This is a genomic window from Salipiger sp. ABF4_146, from assembly GCF_056161345.1.
The window spans coordinates 97,576-122,178 of the sequence record NZ_JBSWYX010000010.1; the positions used below are offsets into that span (position 1 = coordinate 97,576).

Here is a 24,603-nt window from a genome sequence, read left to right on the forward strand (position 1 = left end):
CCTATAATATGATCAAATTGTTCGGCGTCAATCGACTCAGGACAGCCCTTCGCGGATCTGCGTCATCCCCTGCACCACGTCGCCTTCCATTGCGGCGGCGGCGGCCTCGGCATCGCCGGCTTCCAGTGCCGCCAGCAGGTCTTTGTGCAGGTCGGGCAGGTTGCGCGTGCCGAACAAGCCACAGACCACCCGCAGTGATGGACCGAACCGCAGCCACAGGCCTTCGACCATCTCGGTAAGGATCGGCGCCTCGGCCAGCGCGTTCAACTCGGCATGGAACCGGTGATTCTCTTCAAGGTAGCCGCGCACGTCGCCGCGGGCGATCGCCTGATCGAGTCGCGCATCGGTCTGGCGTAGGGCAGCAAGGGCTTCGGGGGTGCTGCGCACAGCGGCGCGCCTTGCCAACTGCGGCTCCAGCGCGACGCGCGCGATCAGCAACTGCTCCACCGCGGTGGCGTCGAGCACCGGCACAACGATGCGTCGGTTGCCCTGAAAAGCCAGCGCGCCAGCGGCGGTCATGCGGCGCAGGGCCTCGCGCACCGGGGTCATGCCAGCGCCGAGCCGGTCCACCAGTCCTTGGATCGTCACCGCCTGCCCCGGTGCCAGTTCGCCGAAGAGGATCATCTCCCGCAGTTGCCGATAAACCAGCTCATGCGCCGGCGGCCCGGCACCTTCTGCCCTTACATTCATCACATGCCCTTCTTTTGATCATTTGCGCCGCGACGTCATCTTGCACGGTTAATTCGCTCATGAAAACATTCCACCAGTTGCCAAAAGAGGCAACGTTTGATCAAATTCGGGAGATGGGGCGGAAAAGACCCCAAATCCAACGGGAGCGAATTATGAAGACATCACTGCTGAGTTTCACCGCGGGTCTCGCGCTGGTTGCCGCCGCAGCCCACGCCGACGAAGTCCGCGTCTACAACTGGTCGGACTACATTGACGAGTCACTGCTCGAGAAATTCGAGGAAGAGACCGGCATCGACCTGATCTACGACGTCTTCGACAGCAACGAAGTGCTGGAAACCAAGATGCTCGCAGGCGGTTCGGGCTACGACGTGGTGGTGCCGACCGGCAGCTTCCTGCAGCGCCAGATCGCCGCCGGCGCGTTCCAGAAGCTCGACAAGTCGAAGCTGCCGAACCTCGACAACATGTGGGACACGATCGCCGAGCGTACCGCACAGTACGATCCGGGCAACGAGTACTCGATCAACTACATGTGGGGCACCACCGGGCTTGGCGTGAACGTCGGCAAGGTGCAGGAAGTGCTGGGCGAGGACGCCCCGGTTGACAGCCTCGAGCTGATCTTCAACCCCGAGAACATGGAAAAGCTCGCCGAGTGCGGCGTCTACTTCCTCGACGCGCCGACCGAGGTGATCCCGGCGGCGCTGAAGTTCATCGGCGAGGACCCCGATTCCAAAGACGCCGACGTGATCGCCAAGACCGAAGAGGTCCTGATGGCGGTGCGCCCCTACATCACCAAGTTCCATTCGTCCGAGTACATCAACGCGCTGGCCAACGGCGACATCTGCGTGGCCTTCGGCTGGTCCGGTGACGTGCTGCAGGCGCGCGATCGCGCTGCCGAGGCCGACAATGGCGTCGAAGTGGCCTATCACGCCCCGAAGGAAGGCGCGCTGATGTGGTTCGACCAGATGGCCATCCCGGTCGACGCGCCGAACCCCGACGCGGCGCACACCTTCCTGAACTTCATCATGGACGCCGAGAACATGGCGATGGCGTCGAACTACGTCTACTACGCCAACGGCAACGAGGCGTCGCAGGAGTTTCTGGTCGAGGACGTGATCGACGATACTGCGATCTACCCCGACGCGGCGACGCTCGAGAATCTCTACACCTTCTCGCCGTATGACCCGCGGCTGCAGCGCACCGTGACGCGCCTGTGGACCAAGGTGAAATCGGGCGCCTGAGCCCGAGCCGACCGGCCCGCCCCGCGACGCGCGGGGCGGGCCATTTTTCATGACAGGACCTTCCCGCATGGCGCAGACCGCATTCGAGCCCTGGACCGACCCGGAGCAGAAGCCGATCATCGAGTTTCGCAACGTCACCAAAAGCTTTGGCGATTTCACAGCGATCCATGATCTGTCGCTGAACATCTATGAACGCGAGTTCTTCGCGCTGCTCGGCCCATCGGGCTGCGGCAAGACCACGATGATGCGGATGCTGGCGGGGTTCGAGAGCGTGACCTCGGGCCATATCTTTCTGTCGGGGCGCGACATCGGCCATGTGCCGCCCAACCAGCGCCCGGTGAACATGATGTTCCAGAGCTACGCGCTGTTCCCGCATCTGTCGATCTGGGACAACATCGCCTTTGGCCTGAAGCGCGAGAGCAAGGACAAGAATTTCATCGGCGACCGCGTCGAAGAGATGCTGCGCCTCACCCGGCTGAGCAAATTCGCCAAGCGCAAGCCGCACCAAATCTCCGGCGGCCAGCGCCAGCGCGTGGCCCTCGCCCGGTCGCTCGCCAAGGCACCGAAGCTGCTGCTGCTCGACGAACCGCTCGGCGCGCTCGACAAAAAACTGCGCGAGCAGACCCAGTTCGAACTGATGGACATTCAGGAAAAGACCGGCACCACCTTCGTCATCGTCACCCACGATCAGGAAGAAGCGATGACCGTCGCCTCGCGCATCGCGGTGATGGACGAGGGCAATCTGGTTCAGGTCGCCACGCCCGCCGAGATCTACGAGGCGCCGAACTCGGTCTATGTGGCCGACTTCATCGGCGACGTGAACATCATCGAGGGCCGCGCCACCCAGCCCGGGGAAAAGACCGGCATCGCTTGGGCCGAAGGCCAGCCGCCGATCCTCGCCACGCCGCCCAAGAGCCTGCAGGCCGGGCAGAGCGTGCATTTCGCCATCCGCCCCGAGAAAGTGACCATCGACGTCGAAAAGCCCGACCGGCCCAACACCTTTCGCGGCAAGGTCATCGACATAGCCTATCTCGGCAATATCTCGACCTACCACGTCGAGCTTGCGGGCGGTCAGATGATCAAGGCGCAGATGGTCAACGCGCGTCGCCTCGCCAATCGCCCGATCACTTGGGAAGACGAGGTCTGGGTCGGCTTCACCGACACCGCCGGTGTCGTGCTCGAGGAGTAAGCCATGCGCCGCTTCGTCCTCATCGCGATCCCCTACCTGTGGCTGCTGGCGCTGTTTCTGGTGCCCTTCATCATCGTGCTGAAGATCTCGCTGTCGGATATTGCGCTGGCCCGCCCGCCGTATATGCCGCAGCTCGATCTTTCCGCCGGATGGGAGGGGCTGAAGAGCTTCTTCTCCGCGCTCGATTTCGAGAATTTCGTCTTCCTGACCACGGATGATCTCTACTGGAAGGCCTATCTCAGTTCGCTGAAGATCGCCGCGGTCTCGACCTTTCTGACGCTGCTCGTCGGCTACCCGGTGGCCTATGCCATGGCCCGCGCCCCTCAGGAATGGCGCCCGACGTTGCTGATGCTGGTGATCTTGCCGTTCTGGACCTCCTTCCTGATCCGAGTCTACTCGTGGATGGGGATCCTGTCGAACGAAGGCGTGCTGAATCAGGTGCTCATGTGGCTCGGTGTAATTGACGAGCCGCTGCAGATCATGAACACCACCACCGCTGTCTACATCGGCGTGGTCTACACCTATCTGCCGTTCATGATCCTGCCGATCTACTCGGCGCTGGAGAAGCTCGATGGCGCTCTGCTCGAGGCTGCCGAGGACCTTGGCTGCTCGCGGCTGGCAGCGTTCTGGCTGGTCACATGGCCACTGTCGCGCAATGGCATCATCGCGGGCTGCTTTCTCGTCTTCATTCCCACCATCGGCGAGTTCGTCATTCCCTCGCTGCTCGGCGGGTCCGACACACTGATGATCGGCAAGGTGCTGTGGGAAGAGTTCTTCTCCAACCGCGACTGGCCCGTCGCCTCGGCGGTCGCCGTGGTGCTGCTGCTGATCCTGATCATCCCCATCGTGCTCTTCCAGCGCAACGAGCAGAAGCAGCGGGAGGCCGAAGGATGAGCGCCGCCCCCTTCTTCTCTTTCCAAATACGCACCGGCGCTGCCGCCGGCCACAAAGCCGGAGGCCGGGCATGAGACGCTTCAGCTGGTTCAACACGGTCTCGCTGACGCTGGGCTTTGCCTTTCTCTATCTGCCGATGGTGCTGCTGGTCTTCTACAGCTTCAACGAAAGCCGTCTGGTCACCGTCTGGGCGGGCTTCTCGACCAAATGGTACGGCGAGCTCCTGCGCGATCAGGCCTTTCTCGATGCCGCTTGGGTGACGGTGAAGGTGGCGGTGTTCTCGTCGACGCTGGCCACCATCCTCGGCACCATGGCGGCCTACGTGCTGGTCCGTGCCGGGCGCTTCCACGGGCGCACGCTGTTCTCGGGGATGATCTACGCGCCGCTAGTGATGCCAGAGGTGATCACCGGTCTGTCGCTGCTGCTGCTGTTCATCGGCATCAACCTCGACCGCGGCGTGTTCACCATCGTACTGGCGCACACCACCTTCTCCATGTGTTACGTCTCGGTGGTGGTCTCCTCGCGGCTGACCACTTTCGATCGCTCGCTGGAAGAGGCGGCGCTGGACCTTGGTTGCTCACCCTTCGAGGCGTTCCGGCTGGTCACCCTGCCGATCATCGCGCCGGCGGTGATTTCGGGCTGGCTGCTGGCCTTCACCCTGTCGCTCGACGATCTGGTGATCGCCAGCTTCACCACCGGCCCCTCGGCCACCACCCTGCCGATCAAGATTTTCTCGGCGGTGCGCCTCGGCGTCAGCCCGCAGATCAACGCGCTGTCGACCATCATGATCGCCATCGTGACCATCGGCGTGATCACCGCTTCGATTTTGTCGAAGCGGGCGGCGGTGGCGCAGCGGCGGGACGAGCAGGCGGCGATCCGTACCGACTGAGGACGAGCGATGAAACGCATCTATGAAGCTGCGGCCTATGGGCCGCAGGGCGCCTGTTTCTGGGCCGACACCCTGCGCGGCGTGGACGCCGGTGACTGGCAGGCGCTCGCCGCGCCGCGCCACTTTGAGGTTGTGGTGATCGGCGGCGGCTTCACCGGGCTCAGTGCGGCGCTGCATCTGGCGCAGGACGGTGTCGAGGTGGCGGTGCTGGAGGCCGAGCATCCGGGCTATGGCGCTTCGGGGCGCAATGGCGGCTTCTGCTGTCTGGGCGGGGCGAAGGCGCCGCATGGGCTGTTGCGCAAGCGCTATGGCGAGGACGGGTTGAAGGCGTGGTGCCAGACGGAAAGGGCGGCCATCGACACCGCCGCCGGACTGATCGCCGAGCATGGGATCGACGTCGACATCCATTCAAAGGGCGAGACGATGCTTGCCCACACGCCGCGCGCCTTCACGGCGCTGCGCGCCGAGGCCGAGACGTTGCCGCATCTTTACGGTGTCGAGGGGCGGCTGCTTGAGCCCGAGGCGCTGGCGGGCGAAGGTCTCGCCGGCCCTTTCCACGGTGCGCTCGAGGTGCCGCTGGGGTTTGCCCTCAATCCGCGCAAGTACCACGCTGGCCTTGGCCGTGCGGCCAGCGCGTCGGGTGCGGCGCTGTTTGCCGAAACTCCGGTGACCGCGCTGCGCTGCGACAGCGGCACGTGGCAGCTGACCACACCGCAGACCGTGCTCACCGCCGAGCGGGTGATCCTTGCCACCAATGGCTATTCGTCCGAGGACGTGCCGGACTGGCTGCGCGCGCGCTATCTCCCTGTGCAATCGAGTGTCTTGGTCACCGAGCCGCTCAGCGAGATGCAGCGCGCCGCGGCGGGCTGGACCTCGCATCAGATGGCTTACGATACGCGCCAGTTGCTGCACTATTTCCGCCTGATGCCCGACAACCGCTTTCTCTTCGGGATGCGTGGTGGCCTGACGGCGACGCCGCGCGCGCAGCGTGCCATCAGCAAGAAGATCCGGCGTGAGTTCATCCAGATGTTCCCAGCGTGGCGCAATGTGACGATCAGCCACGAATGGGCCGGGCTGGTGTGCCTGATGGCAAATCTCACGCCCTTCGTCGGGCCAGTGCCCGAGATGCCGGGGCTGTTTGCCGGGCTTGGGTTCCATGGCAACGGCGTCGCCATGGGCACGCATTCGGGTTTGTTGCTGGCCGATCTGGTGCAGGGCAGGGCGCCGCGTGCGGCCTATCCAGAGCTGCTGCAGACGCCGCCAAAGCGGTTTCCGCTGGGCGGCATGCGCCGGGCGCTGTTGGCACCCGCCTACATGGGCGCGGCGGTGTTCGATCTCTAGCGCAGCAGGCGACCGCCGAGGCGGAGCGTGATCCAGAGACACAAAGGGCGTGCCGTTGGCGCGCCCTTTGTGTTTCCCGTGAATCGCTGCGCCCGCGGCACCGCTGATCCGGCATAAAAAAACCCGGGCGCGAACGCCCGGGCCAGTCGGTCAAAAGCTGAAAGGAAGGAGGAAATCAGCCTTTGGAGAATTCCGGGTAGGCTTCCATGCCCAGCTCGGCCATGTCGAGACCGTTGATCTCGTCTTCTTCCGAGACGCGGATGCCGAAGATCATCTTGAGGATGAACCAGAGCACCAGCGAGACCACGAAGGTGAAGATGCCGACCACGACGATGCCGTAGATCTGGGTGCCGAAGGAGGCGTCACCGTTGGTGAAGGCCACCGCGATGGTGCCCCAGATGCCGCAGACAAGGTGCACCGGGATGGCGCCGACCACGTCGTCGATCTTCAGCTTGTCGAGGAACGGCACAGCGAAGACCACGAGGATGCCGCCGATCATGCCGATGATGGTGGCCGAACCCAGCGTCGGGGTGAGCGGCTCTGCGGTGATCGACACGAGGCCGGCCAGCGCGCCGTTCAGCACCATGGTGAGGTCGGGCTTCTTGTACAGAAGCTGGGTCACGATCATCGCCGCCACGGCACCACCAGCTGCTGCTGCGTTGGTGTTGGAGAAGATGCGGCTCACGTCAGCCACGTCGCCCACGGTGCCCATCGCCAGCTGCGAGCCGCCGTTGAAGCCGAACCAACCGAGCCAAAGGATGAACATGCCGAGGGTTGCAAGCGCGAGGTTCGAACCCGGGAACGGGGTCACGCGGCCGTCTTTGTACTTGCCGATACGCGGACCAAGGACGATGGCGCCTGCCAGAGCGGCCCAGCCACCCACCGAGTGCACGACGGTCGAACCGGCGAAGTCGAGGAAGCCAGCTTCGTCAAGGAAACCGCCGCCCCATTTCCAGGACGCCTGCAGCGGGTAGATGACGCCGGTGAGCAGCACGACGAAGATCAGGAACGGCCACAGCTTGATACGCTCGGCCAGGGCGCCCGACACGATCGAGGCGGTGGCGGCACAGAACATCAGCTGGAAGAAGAAGTCCGAGCCGGTGGAGGCATAGCCGTAATCGTCAGCCGCGTCGGCGGTCACGCCAACGGCTTCGAGGACACCGGGGCCCCAAACGCCCGACAGCACGCCTTCAACCGACCAAGTGCCCAGCGGGTACATCAGGTTGTAGCCAATCAGGTAGTAGAAGATCGAGGCCAGCGAGAAGAGCGAGACGTTCTTCATCAACTGCATGGTGACGTTCTTGGAGCGCACGAGGCCCGCTTCGAGCATGGCGAAGCCAGCGGCCATGAAGAACACCAGGAAGCCGCCCACGAGGAACAGCAGCGAGTTGAAGATGAACACCGAGTCGGTCGAGGCGTTGACCCCGGCCACGGGGCCTTCGTCCTGAGCAAGGCCCAGGCTCGGCAGCGCAATCAGCGCGGCGACCGGAGCGAGCGTCTTGAGAAGTTTCATGTCTAGTTTGTCCCTATCTGTCGTTCCGCGGCTGGCTCAGAGCGCGTCCGCGTTGGTCTCGCCGGTCCGCACGCGCACGGCTTGCTGGACGTCGAGCACGAAAATCTTGCCGTCACCGATCTTGCCGGTCTGGGCGGTGCTGGTGATCGTCTCGACGACCTGATCGGCCATCGAGCCGGCGACCACGATCTCGAGCTTGATCTTCGGAACGAAGTTCACCGCGTATTCGGCGCCGCGATAGATTTCGGTATGACCGGACTGCGAGCCGAAGCCTTTGATTTCCGTGACCATCATGCCGCGCACGCCGATGGCGGTGAGCGCCTCGCGCACCTCCTCGAGCTTGAACGGCTTGATCGTTGCAATGATCAGTTTCACCTTGGTCCCTTTCGGTTCTTGCGGAATGTCGGGACACTCCGCCTCTCCTCGTTTGTGCATGGGCAGAAAGCCGCTGCCGGTCCGACATGGAAAGGGAAACCCCCTTGTATTGGCCCGGACCTGCGCCAAAGGAGATCATAAAATGGGCGGAAGATCTGCAATTGATTAAAAATTAGGTGGTTTAAAAAGACAAATATGTGACCGTTTGGCGGTCAACATCGCGCCTCAAACCCGTTATCCTGCGCCAAAACAAACGACAGGCCGGGCAGAGCGAAATGAGTGATTCAGGGCGTGGCAAGGGCCGTTTGGTGGCCGATCGCCGCTATCCCAAGGCAAGCCAGAAATCCACGACGAAGCCGCAGGCCCGCAAGGCGTCTGGCGGCGGTGCGGGTAAAGGATCAGGCGGAGGCGGCCCGTCCCGCCCACGCAAGACGCCGCGCAAGCCTGCCCGCAAACCGGCGAAGAAGAGGAATTTTCTGGTGGCATTCGTGCTTGGGGTCTTCTCGTGGGTCCTGCGCCTGATCTGGCGGATCACGTGGCGCGTGACGGCGGTCGTTGCGCTTATGCTCGCGCTTGGCGTGGGCTTTTTCTATACCAAGCTGCCGCCGGTGAACGAGCTTCTCGACGGGCGGGCGCGCGGTTCGGTGACGCTGATCGACCGCAACAACGACATCTTCGCGTGGCGCGGGGATCAGTTTGGCGGTGCGGTGACCGCGACCAGCGTGTCCAAGCATCTCAAAAACGCGGTGATCGCGACCGAGGACAAGCGGTTCTACAAGCACTTCGGCGTCTCGCCCCGCGGCATCGCCAGCGCCATCCGCATCAACCTCTCGGAAGGGCGCGGCCCGTTGTCGGGGCATGGCGGCTCGACGATCACCCAGCAGACCGCCAAGTTGCTGTGCATCGGCGTCAATTATGACTCTGACGTGTGGGAGACCGAGGCCGATTACGTCGCCGACTGTCGCGAGTCCTCGCTCATGCGCAAGGGCAAGGAAGCGCTCTACGCCATGGCGATGGAGCTGAAGTACACCAAAGACGAAATCCTCTCGATCTACCTCAATCGCGCCTACATGGGGGGCGGCGCATATGGCGCCGAGGCCGCTGCAGAGCGCTACTTCGGCAAGAACGCGGCCACGCTGAACCCGCAGGAATCGGCGATGCTGGCGGGCCTGCTGACAGCGCCCTCGTCGCTTGCGCCGACCAACGACCTGGAGCGCTCGCAGGCGCGCGCGGCGACCGTGCTGCGGCTGATGGAGGATCAGGGCTATCTGAGCGTCGCGGAACAGCAGGAGGCGCAGGCCAGCCCCGCGACCCTGTCGGAAGAGGCGCAGCGCAAGACCGGCGGCTATTTCGCCGACTGGGTGATGTCGACCGGCCCCGAGTATTTCACCCGCGACACGATGGAAGACGTGGTAATCCGCACCACGCTCGATCCCAAGCTGCAGCAGGCAGCCGAGGACGCGATGAACTCGGTCTACGAGAGCAAGGTGAAGGAAGGTTCCAAGGCGCAGGCGGCGATTGTCGTCATGTCGGCAGACGGCGCGGTGCGCGCCATGGTCGGTGGCCGCAAGACCGGCGTGTCGGGGGTGTTCAACCGCGCCACGCAGGCCAAGCGGCAGACCGGCTCGGCGTTCAAGCCCTTCGTCTATGCCACCGCGCTGGAACTGGGATACTCGCCCTATGATACGGTGATTGACGAGCCCTTCTGCATGAATGTGCCGGGCTCGGGCGAATGGTGCCCGCAGAACTATTCCAAGAACTATAAGGGCCGCGTCACCCTCACCACCGCGCTGGCGCATTCGCTGAATATCCCGGCGGTGAAGATCTCCGAGGCGGTGGGCCGCGATCTGGTGCACAAGGTCGCCACCGACTTCGGCATCAAGTCCGAGCTGAACGACGGCCCGGCCATGGCGCTCGGCACCTCCGAGGCCTCGCTGCTGGAAATGACCGGCGCCTATGCGGGCATTCTCAACGGCGGCTCGGCGGTGACGCCCTACGGCCTCGTCGATCTGCGCCTGAAGGGCGAGGATGAGGTGCTGATGGGCACCGGCGGCGGTATCCGCGAACGGGTGATCCAATCCGAAGCGGCGGGCCAGCTTGTGTGGATGATGGAGCATGTGGTCTCCGAAGGCACCGGGCGGCGCGCGCAACTGCCCGACCGGCAGGTAGCGGGCAAGACCGGCACCTCCAACGATGCCCGCGATGCGTGGTTTATCGGTTTCACCTCGGACTATGTGGTCGGCGTCTGGATGGGCAATGACGACAACTCGCCGCTGACCGGGGTCACCGGCGGTGGTCTGCCGGCGGAGATCTGGAAAGAGACCATGCTGCGGGTCACCGAGGGCAGCGAGCCCAAGTCGCTTCCGGCGATCGCCCCGGCCGAACCGGAACCGGCGCAGCCGCAGGTGCAGCAGCGGCCCCAGCCCGAGCGCCAGCGCCGTGACAATATCATCCAGCAGGTGATCCGCGATCTGCTGGGCGGCGGCTGAGGGGCGGAATAGCCCTGCAGGCTTTTGAGCGAGGCTTGACCTGACGCGCAGAGGCGGACATGAGAGGCGAAATCCCGAAACAGGAGCCGCCCTCATGTCCGCAGCCGTGTCCGACGACCGCCTGATCGTAGCCCTCGATGTGCCCAACGCCCTCGAGGGGCTGAAAATCGCCGAAGGCATCGGCGATGCCGCATCCTTCTACAAGATCGGCCTCGGCATGCTGACCGGCGGCGGGCTGGCGCTGGCCAACGAGCTCAAGCAAGAGCACGGCAAGCGCATCTTCCTCGACATGAAGTTCTTTGACATCGGCCAGACGGTCGAAAACGCGGTGCGCGGCATCGCGCAGTTCGATCTCGACTTCCTTACCGTGCACGGCGATCCGCACGTGGTGCGCGCAGCGAAAGAGGGCGCGGCGGGCTCGAACCTGAAAATTCTCGCGGTGACCATCCTTACCTCGCTCGACCGGGGTGATCTCGACGACGGGCTGATGCAGCAGGGTGATGTGGCGGATCTTGTGGTCGAGCGCGCGGCGCGCGCCTTCGAGGCCGGGGCCGACGGGATCATCGCTTCGCCGATGGAAGCCGCCCGCATTCGCGCGCTGCCCGAGGCAGAGGGCCGGCTTATCGTTACCCCCGGTGTGCGCCCCGCCGGTGCCGCCGATGACGACCAGAAGCGCATCGCCACCCCGGCCAGCGCCATTGCCGCCGGGGCCGACCACATCGTGGTGGGCCGCCCGGTCTGGCGCGCCCCGTCGCCGCGCGACGCCGCAATGGCGATCAACGCAGAGCTTGCCTCGCCGCAGGCGCAGCGGTCGAACAAGGGTTGATCTCAAAAGCGCGCGGGACTACTCAATCGGCATGACACGTCCGATGCCCCTCGCAAACCTCTGGTGGCCCGCCTGACATAGGCGGCCGGACACATCATGCATTGCAAACAGGCCGCCGCATCGGGCGGCCTTTTTGATGCAGACACCCCATCAAGACCCCCATGTGGCGACCTCCCTGACCAGACACGGAGTTCCCATGGACCAAACCACCCTGACCCGACCCGAAACCGCCGCTGCCGCCACCACCACGGCCAAGCCGGTCATCCTCACCGGCGACCGCACCACCGGCCCGCTGCACATCGGCCATTACGCAGGCTCGCTGAAGAACCGGCTGGCGTTGCAGGACAGCCACCGGCAATACCTGCTGCTGGCCGACACGCAGGCGCTCACCGACAATGCGCATGACATCGGCAAGGTGCGGCGCAACGTGCTGGAGGTGGCCTGCGACTATCTTGCGGTGGGTATCGATCCGGCAAAGACCACCATCTGCCTGCAATCGCACCTGCCGGCGCTGGCCGAGCTGTCGATGCTGTATCTGAATTTCGTCACCGTCGCGCGGCTGGAACGGAACCCGACGATCAAGGACGAGATCCGCGCCCGCGGCTTTGGCCGAGACATTCCCGCAGGCTTCCTGTGCTATCCTGCCGCGCAGGCCGCCGACATCACCGCCTTCAAGGCGACGGTGGTGCCAGTGGGGGAGGATCAGGCGCCGCTGATCGAACAGTGCAACGAAGTGGTGCGCCGGGTGAACACCGTGGCCGGGTGTGAGGTGCTGCCCGAGGCGCAGGCGCTGATCCCTGAGGCGGGACGTCTGCCGGGTATCGATGGCCGCGCCAAGATGAGCAAGTCGGGCGGCAATGCCATCCCCCTTTCGGCCACCGAGGACGAGATCAGCCATGCGGTGCGGGCGATGTTCACCGACCCCGATCATCTGCGCGTGGCGGATCCGGGCAAGGTCGAGGGCAACGTGGTCTTCGCCTATCTCGATGCCTTCGACGAGGCGAAATCCGAAGTGGCCGACCTAAAGGATCATTACCGACGCGGCGGGCTGGGTGACACGGTTCTGAAGCGCAGGCTTGAGGACATCCTGCAGGCGCTGCTGGCGCCGATCCGGGCGCGCCGGGCCGAAGTCGCGGCGGACCCGGCGCAGGTGCATCGCATCATCGCCGAAGGCACGCAGGTGGCGCGCGAGGTCACCGAGGCAACGAAACGCGACGTCATGGACGCGCTGGGACTGTTCCGGCTCTGAGTCTTCGGGACCGCACCGTGCAAAAAAGCCCCGCGCGCCATGGGCGCGGGGGGCAGGGGTTGAACGGCCCCTAGGGGCCTTAACGCCATGGGGCTGAATTAGCCCTCGTCGTTCACGCGCACTTTCATGGCGTCGTTTAGCGCTGCGGCAAATTGCGCTTTGGTCATGTCGAGCTGCAGCTCTTGATCGGCGTTCAGCGACAGGCGCGCGGCGCGCACGGCGGCGTTCTCGATGGCGCGCTCGTCGGCACCTTCCATCTCGCCGTCAAGGTCGATGACCACGAGGCCGCGATCCATCTCGGACTTCTCGACGGTGCCGAGGATTTCACCATCGCTCGAGCGGATCGTCGCATCATTGGTGATCGCGGCGTCAAGCTGCGCCGAAACGTCGGCGGCGTCGCTGTAGATCTCGTCGGCACCCACGGCCTCGACGCCAGCTTGGGCGGTGTCGGTCGCGGTTTCGCCGATAGCGTATGCGGTGTCTCCGATCGCATCGACTGCTTGCGCCGCTTGGTCGGTGACGCTGGCCTCATTCTCTGCCTGCGCGCCGATGGCGCCGGCAACGACCATGGAAAGTGCGGCGGTGGTGGTGGTCAGGAAGCGAGTGGACATTTGCGATCTCCTCCGTCTTGGTTTTGTGCATCCCCTTGGGGTCTCTGAGGCACAAATGACGACCCCCCGGGCAATTGTTCCAAGATTTTCCCAGATCGCCGCGTTGGACGTTCCCAGCGCCGGTCCCGGCGCCGTTCACGCCGCAGGGTGCACGCGGCACGGCTTACGCGGCAGGCGCGGCTAATCCTCGTTGATGTCCCGCGTCCAGATTTTCGTCTGGCCCTTGCGCACGCCCATGAACCGTCGCAGGAGCGCCCATGCGATCAGTGCGACCACGGCGAAGGTCAGCAGCAGCATCGGCCAGCCGGCGGCCAGCCCCAAGAGCAGCAGCACGCCCACCACGGCAGCGCCGATGGCAAACCCGAGAAAGAGATAGGCCGGGCTCAGCACTTCGAGCACCAGCAGCAGCACCGCCGCCGCCATCCAGATCCACCACTGCTGGATCATGGTTTGCGCCCCTGCAGAAGCGAGAAGGCGTCGGCGAAGGCATCCAGCGCATTCGACGGCAGCACGATGGTCTGTTTGCCGTCACCGGCGCCAAGCGCCACCAGCGCTTCGACCTGCTTCAGCGCCACCTGATATTGTGCCGCCTCAATCCCGTTTTCGGCGATCGCCGCGGCCACCACCTGCGTGGCATAGGCTTCGGCTTCGGCCGAGATACGGCGCGCCTTGGCGGTCTGCTCGGCGGCGTAGAGATCGGCGTCTGCGGCCAGTTCGACCGCGCGCTTGCGGCCCTCGGCCTCGGTCACCTGCGCGCGCCGCGCGCGCTCGGCGTTGAGTTGCTGCAGCATCGCATCGCGGGTCTGCTGGTCGAGGTTCACATCGAGGATCTCGGCGCGGGTCACCTCGATGCCCCAGTTGTCCACGGCATCCTCGACGTTGCCCTTGATCGTGGCGATCAGCGCCGAGCGGTTCGATTGCACCTCGTCGAGCTCCATCTTGCCGATCTCGGCGCGGACGATCCCGGCCACGGTGGTGGCGATGGCGGCATCGACGTCGCGGATGCGGTAGACGGTCTTTTCCGGCTCGAGGATGCGGTAGAACACAGAGGTTTCGACCTCCACCAGCACGTTGTCGGCGGTGATCGCATCCTGACTTGCATTGGGCAGCTGCCGCTCGAGGATCGAGACCTTATGCGCGATCCGGTCGAGGAACGGAACGATGAAGTTGATCCCCGGCCCCAGCACCGCCCGCAGCCGTCCGAAGCGCTCGACCACATGTTTCTCGGACTGCGGCACAATCCGCACGCCAAGCACGATGCATAGGATCACGAAGCCGGCGAGCAGCAGGATCACGAGGTTTCCCCCGAGCAGGTCCAGTATCACGTCTTCCGCAGTCATCTTGTAGGTCCCCCGTCCCCCGTGGCGCCGCCCTGCGCGGGCGCCTGACGCTTGAAAGGGGGCGCTGCCCCCTCGGCGCATGCGCGCCTCACCCCCGGCGTATTTTTGAAGAGAAGAAGGGGCTTGCGCAAATATGCCCGCAGCCTGACGTCACGGGAAGAGCTTTCAAGGCGCGCGCTCTGGCGGTGTCGCACGGCGGCCTCACACCCGTGTGTAAAGCGCAAAAGGGAACTGCTGGCCGGATTGTGGCGTTTTGCACACGATCAGGAGATAAGCCATGACCGAGATGACTAGGCAGATCGGCGAAATGCGCTACAACGCCGCCGAAGGACAATTCGAAGCCCTCGTGACCTTTCACACCGACGGGGGACGCTTGCGCGTTGCCAGCAGTTTTGCCGCGCCGGTGACGACCCAGCCCGACGCCGCCGAACGTGTGCTGGTGTCGCGCGCGCTGGCTTCGCTGGACAAGCCCGACACGCTTCAGGGCCGGACGATGCCGCTGCCGTCGGAGCGGGTGCGGCGGCCTCGCGCCGCGCTGACCGAGCGTCGCGGCCTGAGTTGGCTGTCGCTGTTCCGGGCCGCCTGAGGCTCGGGCAAGAGGGCCTCGGCTGCGGAATTCACTGCGCGGCGCTTTTCAAGATAGACAGGTAGTCGCGCAATACCGTGCGGAAATGCGGGATCGCGTCGTCACGCGCTGCGAACTCCTCGGCCGCCATCATTTCCCAGCTTTCGCCCTCGCCGCCCCAGACGATGTTGTCGATCCGTGCGGCGGGCAGATGCGCGGCATAGTACCAAAGGCCGTCGCGGAAATGCTCCCAGACCAGCGCTTCGGGGGAGAGGTGCAGACCGACTTCCTCGAAAGTTTCGCGCAGGGCGCAGTCGGTGGGCGACTCGTCGGCCTCGCGCGCGCCGCCGGGGAAATCGAGGTATCCCGGCCAGGGGATGCCCTCGGTGTGATCGCGGCGCAGAATCAGCAGGTCATCTCCGAGAAACAGGATCAGCTTGGCGCCCCGGAACTCGTGGCGGTCGGGCTCTGTCGCGGATTGGGTGGTCATCAAAATGGCCTTTCAAAAAAGATCCGGTACTGGTGACTGTGGCAGCCGCCCCGGGAGCTATCGTATACTGCTGCGGTAACAGCTTCAGCCCGAAAGTGCCCCGATGCCCGCGCTCTGCCGCGATTGCCTGACCGAGTTTGACCACGGAACGCGCTGCCCGTCCTGCGGCCGCCCGCGGATCGTGCGGCATGAGGAACTGTGGGATCTGTCCATTGCACATATGGACTGCGACGCTTTTTACGCAACGGTTGAAAAACGTGAGAACCCGGAGCTTGCCGACAAGCCGGTGATCGTTGGCGGCGGCAAGCGCGGTGTGGTCTCGACCGCCTGCTACGTCGCCCGTATTCGCGGCGTGCGCTCGGCCATGCCGATGTTTCAGGCGCTGAAGCTGTGCCCGGACGCGGTGGTGGTGAAGCCGCGCATGGAGCTTTACGTCGAGGTGTCGCGGCAGATCCGCGCGATGATGGAAGAGCTGACCCCGTCGATCGAGCCGCTGTCGCTGGATGAGGCGTTTCTCGATCTCACCGGCACCGCACGGCTGCATGGCCATCCGCCTGCGGTGATGATGGCGCGGCTGGTCAAACGCATGCGAGAAGAACTGGGGGTCACTGGCTCGGTCGGGCTGTCGCACAACAAGTTCCTCGCCAAGATCGCCTCGGACCTCGACAAGCCACACGGTTTTTCGGTGATCGGCAAGGCCGAGACCGCCGAATTCCTGCGACCGAAATCCGTGCGGATGATCTGGGGGGTTGGCATGGCCTCGCAGGAGGCGCTGGAGCGCGCCGGCATTCGCACCTTCGAGGACCTGCTGCGCTGGGAGCAGCGCGACCTGATCCAGCGCTTCGGCTCCATGGGGCAGCGGTTGTGGCATCTGGCGCGCGGCGAGGACAGCCGACGTGTGACGCGCAACGCGCCGGTGAAATCGATCTCGAACGAGACCACCTTTTCGGAAGACACCGGCGATCCCGACCTGCTCGACGGGCACCTGTGGCGTATGTGCGAGAAGGTGGCGGATCGGGCCAAGGCAAAAGGGCTGGCTGGACGGGTGGTGACGCTGAAGGTCAAGCGCGCCGATTTCAAGCTGATCACCCGGCGCCAGTCGCTGAGCGACGGCGATGCCACGCAGATGGCTGACCGCATCTATCGCACGGCGCGCGGCATGCTGGACACGCTGGAGCGACAGGGCCCGTGGCGGCTGCTGGGAGCCGGCATTTCCGATCTGGTGAGCGCAGAGCAGGCCGACCGTGGCGGCGATCTTCTGGACCCGGATGCGGGCAAGCGCGCGGCGGCCGAGAAGGCCACGGATGCGATCCGCGCGCGCTTCGGCGATGCGGCAATCGTCAAGGGCCGCGCGCTGCGTTGAGGCCTAGCTGCCGCGGTTCAGAAGCTCGTCCTCTTCGTCCTCGGGATCATAGCCCAGTGCCTCGAGCCCGGCTTCGAGGTTGTCGGCCAGATGCGGGGTGCCGATCAGATAGTCGGCGGTGGGCGTGGAGGCTTCGGTGAGCGCGGTGCGATAGGCCTCGGCCCATTCGTCGGCGTCGAAGGCATCGCGGCCGATCCACATCACCGCGACCAGCGCGGCCTGTTCCTCTTCGCTCATGCGGTCGATGAAGCCGCGCAGCTCGCCCTCGGCACGCTCCATCTCGCGGGCCATAACGATCACGGCGGCAACCGTGCGGACGCTGATTTCTTCCATGGCGCGTCTCCTTTCTTCGCGCACACCATGGAGAAAAGCGTACACCTCCACCTTGATCTGCGACAAGCTGCGGATGGCGTTGGCAGGGATCTGCGGCGATGCGCGCCGCAAGGCGGCTCAGCCGGGCAGGCCGAGTGCGCGATTGAGAAACTGCAGCGCGTCCGAGGCCAGCGCCTCATGCACCGCGGCGCGGTCTTCGGCGCTGCTGCCGCAAAGCGCGGGATCGCCGCCTTCCTCTTCCAAAAGCTTGGCGCCATCGGGCGTGCAGCGGGCAAAAAGATCGTAAAGCTGCGCATCCTGCAGCGGTTGCACTTCGATCCCGGCCTGCACCGCAAGGCGGCTCTCGCCCGCCGCCGGTTCGGCCAACCCATAGACCTTGGTCGCCGCGTGGCGCGGTGCCAAAGTATCGGGACGGAACTCGGCGAGATATTCCGGGGCGATCGCCACGACTGCGCGCACACGCGGATCGCGGCGTTCGAGGGTGAGCGCCTCACCGTCAACGCTTGCCGGATCGATGCCGCCCTGTGCGAACCACTCGCAATCGGGGGCAGGGTGCGACGTCTCGCAGTTGCGGGCATAGGCCGTGGGGTCCAGTTCTCCGCCCCCCAGCATTAGCGCCGCCGTGCCGCCAAGCGCGACACCTGCCACAGCGACGCGGGTCTCGTCGATGCGCATCTGCCAGTCGGGATCGCTGAGCAACAGTTCGAGCGCCTGACCAAGCTCGGCCGGGCGCCGCCAGATCTCGCCCACCGCGCTGGCCTGATCGCGCGGGCGCTGGCCGCTAACCTCGGCGACAATGAAGCCGCCCGCCGCCAGTTTCGCCGCCAGCCAAGCGCCGCTCTGTTCGGCCGAGCGCAGACCGCCGTGCGACAGCAGCACCAGCGGCAGCTTGCCGGACATTGGCGAGGCTTCGCGCTGCGCGGGGGTGCCTTCGAAGACGGCGTTGCGACCGACCAGTTCTGAGGCGCCGCCATCGGTCTGCGCCGGGTACCAGATGGTCATCGAGATGCCGCGGTCGAAATTTGCCTCGGGGCGGACCATGGTGCTGACGCCAACGGCGGTTTCGCCCTCTTCGGCAAAGCCGGGAACGGCGAGCAGGGCCGCGAGCGCAAGGCCGGTCAGGCGGGCAATCATCGTCAGGTCCTAGGCGAGTCGAACGGAAAGTCAGGTCTGTCGTGGCAATGGCACGATCTGCCCCTCGGGCGCCAGATCTTCAAAATCAAAATTGTCCAGTTTTTGAGCACGGCGGCCAGCTTTCTCTGCGCTGGTGCGGATTTCCGAGAGATCGCGCGCCGCCATGCCGAAGTGGCGGTCGAGATTTTCCACCCGCGCGCCGAGCCGGTCCATGTCTTGGCTGAGCAGCGCCAGTTCGCGCCGGATCGCGCCCGCCTGCTCGCGCATTCGCGCATCTTTCAACACCGCGCGCAGCGTGTTCAGCGTGGCCATGCATGTGGTCGGCGAGACGATCCACACCTTCAGGCCAAAGCCTTCGCGCACCATCTCGGGGAAATTGCCGTGCAGTTCGGCATAGACCGCTTCGGAAGGCAGGAACATAAGCGCGCTCTCGGCGGTCTCGCCGTCGAGGATATAGCGGTCGGAGATGTCGCGGATGTGCTTGCGCACCGACATGCGGAACGCCTGCGAAGCGCGTTGCTTGGCCTCGGGGGTCTCGGCGCGGCGCAGCATCTCGTAGGCCTCCAGCGGGAACTTGGCGTCGATGACGATATGCCCCGGCGGTTCGGGCAGCTTGATCAGGCAATCGGCGCGGCGCCCGTTCGGGAGCGTGGCCTGCAGCTTGTAGCTGTCGGGCGGCAGCGCCTTGCTGACGATATCGCGCAGCTGGATCTCGCCGAAGGCGCCGCGGGTCTGCTTGTTCGACAAGATGTCCTGCAGCGACAGCACGTCGCCCGAGAGCCGGGTGATGTTCTCCTGCGCCTCGTCGATGGTTTTCAGCCGTTCCTGCAACTGTCCTAGCGAATGCGCGGTGCGGCGGGCATTGCCGTGCAGGTTCTCGGTCATGCTCTGCTGCACCTGCGTCAGCCGCTTTTCCATCAGTTGCAACATGGCGTTCTGGCTCTTGACCTGCGCTTCGGAAACATGATGCAGCCCGCCCGACAGCCGTTCCTGCCCTTCGGACAGCGCCTGCACCCGCTGCGACAGTTGGCTGAGCGGATAGCCAAGCCGGGCGGCACGGTTCGAGGCGCGGATCGCCATGACCATCAGAATCGCCAGCAGCGCCGCGCCTAGGGCGGCCCAGAGGCGCGGGTCGCCCAGTGCGATGCTCTGCCCGGCGATCTCGATCATGTGCGGCCGAACAGCCTCTCGATATCCGAAAGCCGCAGTTCAACATAGGTGGGGCGGCCGTGGTTGCACTGGCCGGAGTGGGGGGTCGCCTCCATCTCACGCAGCAGCGCGTTCATCTCTTCGGCGCGCATCCGGCGACCCGATCGGATCGAGCCGTGACAGGCGACACGGCTGAGGATCGCCTCGAGCTTTTCCTGCACCAGTTGCGAGCTGCCGTAGTCCGATAGCTCGTCGAGGATGTCCTTGATCAGCGCCTCGGCGTTGACCTCGCCGAGGATCGCCGGCGTCTCGCGCACCGCCAACGCCGAGCCACCAAAAGGCTCGACCGACAGGCCCATACGGCCAAGATCCTCGGCAATGTCGAGGATGCGCGACAGGTCATCCTGCGATAGCTCGACAATCTCGGGGATCAGCAGCGCCTGCGCCGCGACACCGCGCTCGGCCATCTGGCGTTTCAGCTTTTCATAGACCAGCCGCTCGTGCGCCGCGTGCTGGTCGACGATGACGATGCCGCTTTCGGTCTGGGCGATGATGTAATTCTCGTGCACCTGTCCGCGCGCCGCGCCAAGCGGCAGGTGGGCGCTTTCGGGCTCTGCGGCGGTGTCGTCCACCACGCGGCCCGACCAGTTGCCCTCCATTTCGGCAAACCCGGTGGGCTGGGGCGCGCGCGGCGGGGCGGGCACGAAGTTTGGATCAGGGGCCTGCGCCGCATAAGCCGCGCGGCGCGCCCCTGCCGAGGGGCGGTCCATCTGGTAGACCCGGGGCTGGCCGGTGGCGGTGGGCGCCGCCCCGAGCGGCGCACCGCCGCCATAGGCGCCGAAACTGTCGGTCTGCGAGGGCTGCTGGTGCAGCGGCATCTGCTGGCCCTCGGGCAGCGGCGCGCGCATCTCGGGACGCAGCGCCGCCAGCGTGTCGGCGGCGACGGTACTCGAGGCGCGATGGCCGGCCTCGGCCAGCGCGTGGCGCAGCGCCGAGACGATGAGCCCGCGCACGATGCCCGGCTCGCGGAAACGCACCTCGGATTTCGCCGGGTGCACGTTCACGTCCACCTTGTGCGGATCGCAATCGACAAACAGCGCCACTGCCGGGTGCCGCTCGCGGCTGAGATAGTCGGCGTAGGCCCCGCGCAGCGCGCCGTGCAGCAGCTTGTCCTGCACCGGGCGACCGTTGACGAAGAGGTGCTGCGCCACCGACGAGCCGCGCGAATAGGTCGGCAGGGCGGCATAGCCGGTCAGCCGAAAGCCCTCGCGCTCGGCGTCGATGGCCAACGCGTTGTCGGTGAATTCCGCCCCCAGCACCTGTGCCAGCCGGCCACGCAGCGCATCGAAGAGATCGCCCGAAACGGCGTCGGCGCGGAAGGTCACCCGGTCCTTGCCCTGCGAGACGTCGCGCAGGGTGAAAGCCACCGAGGGCTCGGCCATGGCGATGCGCTTCATCACGTCCGAGATGCCCATCATCTCGGCCCGGTCGGTGCGCAGAAACTTCAATCGGGCCGGAGTGGCGAAGAAGAGATCGCGAAGGGTCACCACGGTGCCACGGTTGAGCGCCGCCGGTTTCACCGTGCCCATCTGGCCGCCCGAGACGCTGATTTCGGCGCCTTCCTCGCCCGGCACACGGCTTTGGATGCTCAGGCGCCCCACCGCGCCCAGCGAGGGCAGCGCCTCGCCGCGGAAGCCGAAGCTGTGGATGTTCAGCAGGTCCGAGCCGTCTATCTTCGAGGTGGCATGGCGCGACAGCGCCAACGGCAATTCATCCGGCCCCATGCCGCAGCCGTCATCGGTCACGCGGATTAGCGTCTTGCCGCCGTCGGCGATCTCGACCGTGACGCGGGTGGCCCCGGCGTCGACGGCGTTCTCCACCAGTTCCTTCACCGCAGAGGCGGGCCGCTCGACGACCTCGCCAGCGGCGATGCGGTTGATGGCGGCATCATCAAGCTGACGGATGACAGGACGCATATTGGGGGTGTGGGTGTTCATGCCACCATACCTAGCAGGGTTTGCGCGATTCTGGAACGGGCAGGGCGGCGCTCAGTCAGCCGCCAGCGGCGCGACTCGGCCGCCCGAAACCTCTAGCGCATCGCCGGGGGTGACCACCACCATCAGCCCGCGTTTGCCGCCGTTGAGCACGATCCTTTCGGCCTGCATGGCGGCGGCCTCAAAGGCCACGGGGGCGCGTTTCTTCTGGCCGAAGGGGCTGATTCCGCCGGTGTGCATCCCGGTCAGCCGCTCGGCCTTGGCCGGGTCCATCATCTGCGCCGACTTGCCGCCAAAGGCGCTGGCGACGCGCTTCATCGACAGCGAGGCCCCCGAGGGAACGACAGCGCAGCATGGCTTTCCGTCGACCTCGACCATCAGCGTTTTCAGGACCTTGCTCGCATCCCAGCCAATCGCCTCGGCGGCGTGCAGCCCGATCTGCGTCTGACCCGAAACATAGTCGTATTCCAGCAGTTCGAACGCCACTTTTGCGCGTGTCAGTGCCTGTGTCGCCGGTGTGCCCTTGCTCATGACGGCACCCTCATGCCCGATATCCCATTTGCCGGTCGATCCAGGTAAGGATCACGCCCACCACCTGCGCCTGCTCGGCATCGTTCAGCGCTCGTCCCGCTGGCATCCCGTGCCATTTCGCCAGACACCCTCGGCAGCAGGTCGCCGTGGCATGCTGGGCGATGAATACAGGGTGGCCGCGCATCGGCGTCTGCTTGCCGTCGTTCTTCGGCTGCGCCGGGGCCAGCCGCTCTGCGATGAAGTCGCGCGCGTGCGACAAGATCATGTCCCGCCCTTTGGCATCGGCATAGTCCCGTTCCTTGGGGCCAAGCCGGAAGCGGCTGCGGAACTTGGAACGGGCCAGCCGCGCGAAAAGCTGGTCCGGCGCCGCACTCATTCCATGCTCTCGAGGTAGGTGCGCACCGCGTCCTGCACGTGGCGGAAGCGGTCGCCGCCAAGGTGCTTGCCGCCGTACCAGCGGGTCACCACGATGATGTGGTTGCGCAAGTCCTCGCGCTCCAGCATGCGCAGGATCACCATGCCTGCGCCGCTCTCGCCGTCGTCGTTCTTGACCGGCGCGTCCTCGGTCAGCAGGCCCCACGTGTTGTGCGTGGCCTTGGCGAATTTCTTGTTGCGCTTTAGCTCCTTGAGAAAGGCCTTGGCCTCCTCCTCCGAGGCGCAGGGGCCGCCAGAAACGGCGTATTTCGAGCCGCGATCGCTGATGATGTTCTCGAGAATGCGCATGCCAGAGGGGTAAGCCGCGATCGGGCGGGGCGCAAGGGGTCAGCCGGGCAGGTAGCCGCGCTCGATCTCCAGCAGCCGCTGCTTGCGCCAGAGCCCGCCGCCGTAGCCGGTGAGCGCGCCATCCGCGCCGATCACCCGGTGGCAGGGGATCACCAGCGCGATCTGGTTGGCGCCATTGGCCTGCGCCACGGCGCGCACCGCCGAGGGCCGCCCCAGCGCCAGCGCCAGCGCGCCATAGCTGCGCGTCTCGCCCGCCGGGATCTCGCGCAGCGCGCGCCAGACCGATCGGGTGAACTCCGAGCCATGCAGCGCCAGCGGGGTGTCGAACCGCGCGCTCTCGCCCGCGAAGAAACGGGCCAGTTCCTCGCGGATCTGCTCGGACGGGGCGAAGCGGCCAACCCCGATCTCGCCGCCCGCGCCCTTGCGCAGCTTTTCCAGTTCGCGCGGCAGCGCCTTGCGGTCCATGAACTCCAGCAGATGCAGGTGGCTCTTGCTGCAGACCGAGACCATGTCGCCGAGTGGCGTTTCGATCCAGTCCGCGCGCAGCAACGCATCCGCCTTCAGCGACCCCGGCGCCACCCCGAGCGCCCGAGCGAACCCGGCGCGGAAGGCCGAAGCGCTCTCAAACCCTGCGTCAAGCTGCGCTTCGATCACCGGGGCGCCCGAGGCCAGCGCGGTGAAGCCCTCGCGCAGCCGCCGCTGCCGGGCCATCTCGAGAAAGGTCATGCCGAACTGCCGTTTGAAGGCGCGGCGCACAGTGGAGGGATCGAGGCCCATGGCGACAAGGTCGGGCTCGGACCAGCGGAAGCCGGGGCGGGCGTCCAGCGCCTGCAGCAATCTCGAGATCGTCGGGTCACGCGCGGCCAGCGGTGCCAGCGGGTGGCAGCGCTTGCAGGGGCGGAACCCGGCATTGATGCACTCTGCCACGGTCTCGCGGAAGCTGCAGTTCTCGCGCAGCGGTTTGCGCGCCGGGCACGTCAGGCGGCAGAAGATGCCGGTCGAGGCGAAGCAGACATAGGCGCGGCCCTCGTAAGACGGGTCCCGGTTGAGCAGCGCCTGATACAGCGTATCGGTATCTGGAAGGGCAAACAGCATGGCCCGACTCTAGCCGATCCGGATGCGGCCCGCCGCCGGAAATCGGGCGTCTACTTCGGCAGCTTGGCGCGCGCGCCGGAGCGCCCCCTTGTCATCCCCTTGTCATCGGCGCGAGCAGGGCCAATTGTCAGGACAGGTTCGAAAAACAAGATATGAAAGGAGTCCCGTCATGAAAACCGAAGAAGTGGGCACCGCCCTGCTCGAGACATGGTCGGTGGACGAGGTGGCCGAGGCCTTCGACAAGGGCGAGATCGTCCTGATCGACGTGCGGACACCGCAGGAATACATGTTCGAACACATCGAGGGCGCTCTGCTGATGCCGCTGGCCTTCTTCCGCGCCGACAAGCTGCCGGGCCAGAGCGACAAGCGCATCGTCTTCCACTGCGGCTCTGGTGCGCGCTCCGAGAAGGTGGCGCGTGCGGCGATCGCCGCCGGGATCTCGCGCGTGGCGCATCTCGAGGGCGGCTTCGGCGCATGGAAAGGGGCCAAGAAACCCTACATCGGCACCAATATGGCAACCGGCGCCCCGACGCCGGTCAACTGAGCTTCTTCTCTTTGAAAATACGCCGGGGGTGAGCCCGG

General features: G+C 65.5%; 26 protein-coding genes. 11 read left to right on the forward strand and 15 right to left on the reverse strand.

All coding sequences use genetic code 11. The features are described 5' to 3' along the window. Positions 1–36: 36 nt before the first annotated feature. On the reverse strand, positions 37–690 hold the full coding sequence (locus ACXAJT_RS15510) for a GntR family transcriptional regulator (RefSeq protein WP_475236652.1): 654 nt from the start codon (positions 688–690) through the stop codon (positions 37–39). Positions 691–842: 152 nt separating this feature from the next. On the opposite strand from ACXAJT_RS15510, the gene ACXAJT_RS15515 reads away from it, so the two are divergent. From ACXAJT_RS15515 to ACXAJT_RS15535, 5 genes are all read left to right on the forward strand, one after another. Then, the gene (locus ACXAJT_RS15515) at positions 843–1,928 is read left to right on the forward strand and encodes a polyamine ABC transporter substrate-binding protein (protein WP_475236655.1); all 1,086 of its coding nucleotides are present in this window, start codon (positions 843–845) and stop codon (positions 1,926–1,928) included. A 67-nt stretch (positions 1,929–1,995) separates the two neighbouring features. Beyond that, positions 1,996–3,117 (forward strand): ABC transporter ATP-binding protein, encoded by a 1,122-nt coding sequence (locus ACXAJT_RS15520; RefSeq protein WP_475236656.1) that lies wholly within the window; start codon positions 1,996–1,998, stop codon positions 3,115–3,117. A gap of 3 nt (positions 3,118–3,120) precedes the next feature. Continuing rightward, positions 3,121–4,011 carry an ABC transporter permease subunit gene (locus ACXAJT_RS15525; RefSeq protein WP_475236658.1) on the forward strand — a complete coding sequence of 297 codons (891 nt, stop codon included), beginning with the start codon at positions 3,121–3,123 and terminating at the stop codon, positions 4,009–4,011. 70 nt (positions 4,012–4,081) lie between these two features. Next, positions 4,082–4,900 (forward strand): ABC transporter permease, encoded by an 819-nt coding sequence (locus ACXAJT_RS15530; protein ID WP_475236659.1) that lies wholly within the window; start codon positions 4,082–4,084, stop codon positions 4,898–4,900. Positions 4,901–4,909: 9 nt separating this feature from the next. Continuing rightward, positions 4,910–6,241 (forward strand): NAD(P)/FAD-dependent oxidoreductase, encoded by a 1,332-nt coding sequence (locus ACXAJT_RS15535; RefSeq protein ID WP_475236661.1) that lies wholly within the window; start codon positions 4,910–4,912, stop codon positions 6,239–6,241. 175 nt (positions 6,242–6,416) lie between these two features. Here the strand turns inward: ACXAJT_RS15535 and ACXAJT_RS15540 are convergent, their stop codons facing one another. Continuing rightward, positions 6,417–7,754 (reverse strand): ammonium transporter, encoded by a 1,338-nt coding sequence (locus ACXAJT_RS15540; RefSeq protein ID WP_475236663.1) that lies wholly within the window; start codon positions 7,752–7,754, stop codon positions 6,417–6,419. Between the two features lie 36 nt (positions 7,755–7,790). Continuing rightward, complete coding sequence (locus ACXAJT_RS15545; RefSeq protein WP_066103691.1) at positions 7,791–8,129, reverse strand: P-II family nitrogen regulator; 339 nt, start codon at positions 8,127–8,129, stop codon at positions 7,791–7,793. A 275-nt stretch (positions 8,130–8,404) separates the two neighbouring features. Here ACXAJT_RS15545 and ACXAJT_RS15550 point away from each other — a divergent pair, with 275 nt between their 5' ends. From ACXAJT_RS15550 to trpS, 3 genes are all read left to right on the forward strand, one after another. Next, the gene (locus ACXAJT_RS15550) at positions 8,405–10,618 is read left to right on the forward strand and encodes a transglycosylase domain-containing protein (protein ID WP_475236664.1); all 2,214 of its coding nucleotides are present in this window, start codon (positions 8,405–8,407) and stop codon (positions 10,616–10,618) included. 94 nt (positions 10,619–10,712) lie between these two features. Beyond that, positions 10,713–11,444 (forward strand): orotidine-5'-phosphate decarboxylase, encoded by a 732-nt coding sequence (pyrF, locus tag ACXAJT_RS15555; protein ID WP_475236666.1) that lies wholly within the window; start codon positions 10,713–10,715, stop codon positions 11,442–11,444. Between the two features lie 196 nt (positions 11,445–11,640). Beyond that, a complete protein-coding gene (gene trpS, locus ACXAJT_RS15560) occupies positions 11,641–12,693 on the forward strand; it encodes a tryptophan--tRNA ligase (RefSeq protein ID WP_475236667.1) in 1,053 nt (350 codons plus the stop codon). Positions 12,694–12,791: 98 nt separating this feature from the next. Here the strand turns inward: trpS and ACXAJT_RS15565 are convergent, their stop codons facing one another. From ACXAJT_RS15565 to ACXAJT_RS15575, 3 genes are all read right to left on the reverse strand, one after another. Next, positions 12,792–13,304: a hypothetical protein gene (locus ACXAJT_RS15565; RefSeq protein ID WP_475236669.1), complete on the reverse strand. Its 513-nt coding sequence runs from the start codon at positions 13,302–13,304 to the stop codon at positions 12,792–12,794. Between the two features lie 180 nt (positions 13,305–13,484). Further along, the gene (locus ACXAJT_RS15570; protein ID WP_475236671.1) at positions 13,485–13,751 is read right to left on the reverse strand and encodes a hypothetical protein; all 267 of its coding nucleotides are present in this window, start codon (positions 13,749–13,751) and stop codon (positions 13,485–13,487) included. Beyond that, positions 13,748–14,644 (reverse strand): SPFH domain-containing protein, encoded by an 897-nt coding sequence (locus ACXAJT_RS15575; RefSeq protein WP_475236673.1) that lies wholly within the window; start codon positions 14,642–14,644, stop codon positions 13,748–13,750. Before ACXAJT_RS15575 ends, ACXAJT_RS15570 begins: the two co-directional genes overlap by 4 nt. A gap of 277 nt (positions 14,645–14,921) precedes the next feature. On the opposite strand from ACXAJT_RS15575, the gene ACXAJT_RS15580 reads away from it, so the two are divergent. Then, positions 14,922–15,230: a hypothetical protein gene (locus ACXAJT_RS15580; protein ID WP_475236675.1), complete on the forward strand. Its 309-nt coding sequence runs from the start codon at positions 14,922–14,924 to the stop codon at positions 15,228–15,230. Positions 15,231–15,261: 31 nt separating this feature from the next. Here the strand turns inward: ACXAJT_RS15580 and ACXAJT_RS15585 are convergent, their stop codons facing one another. After that, complete coding sequence (locus ACXAJT_RS15585) at positions 15,262–15,699, reverse strand: NUDIX domain-containing protein (RefSeq protein WP_475236676.1); 438 nt, start codon at positions 15,697–15,699, stop codon at positions 15,262–15,264. Positions 15,700–15,802: 103 nt separating this feature from the next. Here ACXAJT_RS15585 and ACXAJT_RS15590 point away from each other — a divergent pair, with 103 nt between their 5' ends. Next, complete coding sequence (locus tag ACXAJT_RS15590) at positions 15,803–17,062, forward strand: DNA polymerase IV (RefSeq protein WP_475236678.1); 1,260 nt, start codon at positions 15,803–15,805, stop codon at positions 17,060–17,062. 3 nt (positions 17,063–17,065) lie between these two features. Here ACXAJT_RS15590 and ACXAJT_RS15595 read toward each other — a convergent pair whose 3' ends face one another. The 8 genes from ACXAJT_RS15595 to ACXAJT_RS15630 form a co-directional block, all read right to left on the reverse strand. After that, positions 17,066–17,395 (reverse strand): DUF3775 domain-containing protein, encoded by a 330-nt coding sequence (locus ACXAJT_RS15595; protein ID WP_475236680.1) that lies wholly within the window; start codon positions 17,393–17,395, stop codon positions 17,066–17,068. 117 nt (positions 17,396–17,512) lie between these two features. Further along, positions 17,513–18,529, reverse strand: coding sequence for an alpha/beta hydrolase family protein (locus ACXAJT_RS15600; protein WP_475236681.1), 1,017 nt, complete (start codon positions 18,527–18,529; stop codon positions 17,513–17,515). A gap of 30 nt (positions 18,530–18,559) precedes the next feature. Beyond that, the gene (locus tag ACXAJT_RS15605) at positions 18,560–19,699 is read right to left on the reverse strand and encodes a DNA recombination protein RmuC (RefSeq protein ID WP_475236682.1); all 1,140 of its coding nucleotides are present in this window, start codon (positions 19,697–19,699) and stop codon (positions 18,560–18,562) included. Further along, positions 19,696–21,675, reverse strand: coding sequence for a DNA mismatch repair endonuclease MutL (mutL, locus tag ACXAJT_RS15610; RefSeq protein WP_475236683.1), 1,980 nt, complete (start codon positions 21,673–21,675; stop codon positions 19,696–19,698). Before mutL ends, ACXAJT_RS15605 begins: the two co-directional genes overlap by 4 nt. Positions 21,676–21,726: 51 nt before the next feature. Beyond that, complete coding sequence (locus ACXAJT_RS15615) at positions 21,727–22,203, reverse strand: aminoacyl-tRNA deacylase (RefSeq protein ID WP_475236684.1); 477 nt, start codon at positions 22,201–22,203, stop codon at positions 21,727–21,729. Positions 22,204–22,213: 10 nt separating this feature from the next. Continuing rightward, positions 22,214–22,579 carry a DUF4186 domain-containing protein gene (locus ACXAJT_RS15620; protein WP_475236686.1) on the reverse strand — a complete coding sequence of 122 codons (366 nt, stop codon included), beginning with the start codon at positions 22,577–22,579 and terminating at the stop codon, positions 22,214–22,216. Further along, a complete protein-coding gene (locus ACXAJT_RS15625) occupies positions 22,576–22,926 on the reverse strand; it encodes a YigZ family protein (RefSeq protein ID WP_475236688.1) in 351 nt (116 codons plus the stop codon). Before ACXAJT_RS15625 ends, ACXAJT_RS15620 begins: the two co-directional genes overlap by 4 nt. A 39-nt stretch (positions 22,927–22,965) precedes the next feature. Then, the gene (locus ACXAJT_RS15630; RefSeq protein WP_475236690.1) at positions 22,966–24,021 is read right to left on the reverse strand and encodes a bifunctional transcriptional activator/DNA repair enzyme AdaA; all 1,056 of its coding nucleotides are present in this window, start codon (positions 24,019–24,021) and stop codon (positions 22,966–22,968) included. Between the two features lie 169 nt (positions 24,022–24,190). Between ACXAJT_RS15630 and ACXAJT_RS15635 the strand changes: the two genes are divergently transcribed. After that, positions 24,191–24,565, forward strand: coding sequence for a rhodanese-like domain-containing protein (locus ACXAJT_RS15635; RefSeq protein ID WP_475236693.1), 375 nt, complete (start codon positions 24,191–24,193; stop codon positions 24,563–24,565). Positions 24,566–24,603: the final 38 nt, after the last annotated feature.